At 72.8% G+C, this 3585-nt stretch carries 3 protein-coding genes; all 3 read right to left on the reverse strand.

The window, feature by feature from the left end; all coding sequences use genetic code 11:
* Positions 1 to 131: 131 nt before the first annotated feature.
* Positions 132 to 1184: a glycosyltransferase gene (locus AB0J39_RS38720; RefSeq protein WP_363474078.1), complete on the reverse strand. Its 1053-nt coding sequence runs from the start codon at positions 1182 to 1184 to the stop codon at positions 132 to 134.
* Between the two features lie 115 nt (positions 1185 to 1299).
* Positions 1300 to 2256, reverse strand: coding sequence for a sensor histidine kinase (locus AB0J39_RS38725; RefSeq protein ID WP_363474080.1), 957 nt, complete (start codon positions 2254 to 2256; stop codon positions 1300 to 1302).
* Positions 2257 to 2321: 65 nt separating this feature from the next.
* Positions 2322 to 3585, reverse strand: a 1264-nt coding sequence (locus AB0J39_RS38730; protein ID WP_363474082.1) for a GAF domain-containing SpoIIE family protein phosphatase, incomplete at its 5' end; no start/stop codon positions are given.

Genomic DNA, 3585 nt, shown 5'->3' on the forward strand with positions numbered 1-3585 from the left:
AAGGGGGTGGGGGCGGGGACGATGAGCATCGCCGCCGCCACCGCTAAACCAGGCCCATGAAGTGACATGAGCCGAGTTAATCACATGAATTCACTCAGATAACGGCCCTAATCCGGTAATATCGCTTGCCTTTACGCGCAGGTCTTCTCATATACGCGAAGCAGTTCCATGCTGATTCGCTCGACCGAATAGCGGGAACGGGCGCGGTCGGCGGCCGCGTAGCCGATGGCCGTACGCAGGGTGGCGTCGCCGAGCAGGCGGCGGATCCGGTGGGCGATCTCCAGCGGACGGTCGGGCCGGGTCAGGAATCCGGTCACGCCGTCCACCACCGAGTCGAGGTGCGCCCCGGACGCCGAGGCGATGACCGGGATGCCGCACGCCATGGCCTCCAGCGCCGCCGTGCCCGTGGGGACGGTCGGCGGCAGCGACAGCACCAGATCGGCGCTGCGCATGAGCTTGGGCATCGCAGTGTGCGGGACCATGCCGAGCATCTCCACGCGGTCGGCCACGCCGTGCTCCCCGGCGAGGGCGCGCAGCCGCTCGACGCTCAGGTCGTCGCCACCGGCGATCACGAGCTCGGCCTCCGGCACGGCCCGCAGCGCGTGCACGGCGTAGTCGGCGCCCACGTGCCCCACGTGCAGGAGACGGGGCCGCTCGCCTCTCGGGAAGGCGGGACCCTGGCGGCGGAACCGCTCGATGTCCACGCCGTGCGGGACGACCGAGATGTTGCGGCGCGGCACGCCCATCCGGATCAGCTCCGACTCCTCGTCGGCGCAGGCGGCGATGACCGCCCTGGCGCGGCGCCCGATCGCGCACTCCAGCCGCCGCACGGGCGCGGCGCTGCGGCTGTCGTCGTAGTGGCTGTGGAAGGTCTGGGTCACCGGCACGCCCAGGCCCTCGGACCCGGCGATGGCGGCCAGGCCGCTGGACCACGAGTAGGCGTGGATGATGTCCGGGCGGTGCTCCCGCCAGCGGCGCCGCAGGCCGTCGCTGAAGTCCGAGATGTAGGGGAGGAGGTCGCTCTCCGACAGCTCCATGTCGGGTCCGGCGGGCACGTGCTCGACGCCGTCCCCCTTGACCTTCGACCGGGTGTAGACGGTGACCCGGTGGCCCCGCCCCAGCTCACGGGCGATGGCGGGAGTGTCGGGAGTCAGTTCGTGCGCGGAGACGATCGCGATATCCATGGCACACCTCAAGACAGGAAGGCGTCTGAAAGGGGTGTGCCTGCGTCCTAGGCACGCTCGATGTAGATGATGTTTACCTTACTCTGATTCGCGCTAAACGCCTAATCGGGAAAAATCATGCGCTCTCCTGCAGCCGGGAGGTGGCCGCCCGCAGCCTGATCCGGCAGCCGCCCGCCTCCTGCCGTATGTCCAGGTGGTCGCAGATCTGGCGGGCCAGCCATAGGCCGTCCCCGGGCCGCTCGTCCGGTCCCGGGGGCGTGAAACCGGCGAGCGGGTCGCATCCGGTCTCCCGGCCGGCCCACAGGTCGTACACCAGCGCCCCGAAGCTCTCCCACGTCCGGACGGTCAGCGGCAGGCCCAGGTAGCGGGCCGCCTCGTGCACGGCCACGCACAGCAGCGCGGTCCTGTCCTCGGCCAGCCCGTGGAGCCGGGCCTGCCTGCCGGCGAAGCGCCGCACGCCGTGCAGGTGGCCGATCGTCGCGGCCGCGGCGTCCGAGGGAGCCTGCGGCAGCGGTTCGCGGTCGCACTCGCCGATGAACCGGACCGGGTCGGTGTACGCGGGCGACGCCCGCCGCTCCCGGCCGCCGACGCTGATCGAGGGGTGGGTGCGCAGCGCGGCCTCGACGAGACCGGGATCGGCCGCCCTGGTGTCGTACGGGCAGATCATCCACACGCCCGTGCCGGCGAGGATCACGTTGAGCGCCGACTCCATCCGCTTCCAGGCCGCGACGTCGCGGGAGGAGCGGCCCGTCCACACCGGCTCGGCCAGGATGCGCACCCGTCCGCGCGCCGCGTTGCGCTCCCAGTAGCGCAGGAACGCCGCCGCCCGCTGCGCGGTGCGGCGGCCGAAGTAGGCGCTCTCGGCGTAGTCGACCTCCCGGGCGTCGTGGCCGAGCGCGGCGCCGAGGAGGTCGAGGTTCTCCGCGGTCGTGGTGACCAGCACCGGTTGGCCCCTGCCGAGCCCGTCCCGCACGAACGGCACCGCCATCCCGAGGAACTCGTCGCCGGAGCCGTAGAGACCGGCCTCGTGGATCAAGCCGAGGCCGCCGACCGGTTCGTATCGCTCTGCCATGCGATCGCCCCCACGCGCCGCGTCCCCCTCAGTCCACCACGTCCGGGTGGGGGCGGCAAATCCCGTCAGCGGGATCGGCGCAGCGTGAGGACGGTGATCTCGTCGACCACGTGGCTGCCGCAGAAGGCCCGGTGGTCCTCCTCGATGGCCTTGACGACCGCGCCCGGGGGCTGCCCGGCGCAGCGGGCGAGAGCCTCGGTGAGCCGCTGCTCGCCGTAGTTGTCCCCGGCGGGGCTCTGCGAGCCCACCAGACCGTCGCTGTACAGCACGAGCGTCTCCCCGGACGACAGGGTGAGCTCCTCCGTCGCGGGGACCGAGCCCTCCTCGAAGCCCAGCGGGACGCCGCCGCCCTCGGAGAACCGGACGGCGCCGCCCGGCTGGATCAGCGCCGCCGGATGGTGTCCCGCGGAGGCGAGCCGCACCTTGCGGCCTCGGACGAAGCCCGCGGCGGCCATCACGAACAGACCCGTGTGCTGTGCGACGAGGGCGTCGCTGACCTTGCGCAGGGCCTGTCCCGGGTCGTCCTCCCACACGCTCAGCACGCGCAGGCCGTTGCGGACCATGGCGGTGACGGCGGCCGCCTCCTCGCCGCGCCCGGCCGCGCTGCCGATGACGAAGCCCCACCCGTTCTTCACGGGGAACACGTCGTAGAACTCGCCGCCGATGGCCCGCATGCCGGAGCCGGGATGGTAGGCGGCCGCGATCTCGAAGCCGGGGATGTCGGGGAGCGTGCGGGGGAGCACGCCGGTCTGCAGGGTGTCGGCGGCCTGCGCCCGGCGCTGGAACCCCTGCTGGGCCCGCATCGCCAGGCCGAGGTGCAGGCCGATCTCCTCCATGAGACCCAGGTCGGCCAGGCCGAAGGGCGGCCGTTCGCGCAGCCGCACCAGGGTGAGCACGCCACGCGCCTCGTCCTCGGCGCGGATCGGCACGCTGAGCAGCGAGCCCGCGCGCATCGCCTGGAGCACGCCGCCGCCGAGCAGGGAGTCGTCGGTCAGCATCTCGTGGACGACGCCGCTCTGCGTGGTGAGCACCTGCTCCACCACCGGCGTCTTCGCGGGCGGGGCCTCCTCGATCGTCCGCTGCAGCCGCCCGACCGGCTGGTCGCTCGGCCCGATGACGACCGACCGGACCAGGCCGCCGTCGCCGGCGACGTCCGCGATCACCCAGTCGGCCGTCTCCGTGGCCAGCAGACGGGCCGCCCGAAGCAGGGCGACGGGCTCGCGCAGGCTCTCCTCGTCCAGCAGCAGCCCCGTCAGCCGCGACAGCAGCTCGTGCCGCCGGGCCGCCGCCAGGAGAGCGGTGTCGTCGGGCGCGCCCGTCCGCACGGGC

This window comes from Microbispora sp. NPDC049633 (genome assembly GCF_040675265.1).
In the GTDB taxonomy this organism is placed as follows: domain Bacteria; phylum Actinomycetota; class Actinomycetes; order Streptosporangiales; family Streptosporangiaceae; genus Microbispora; species Microbispora maris.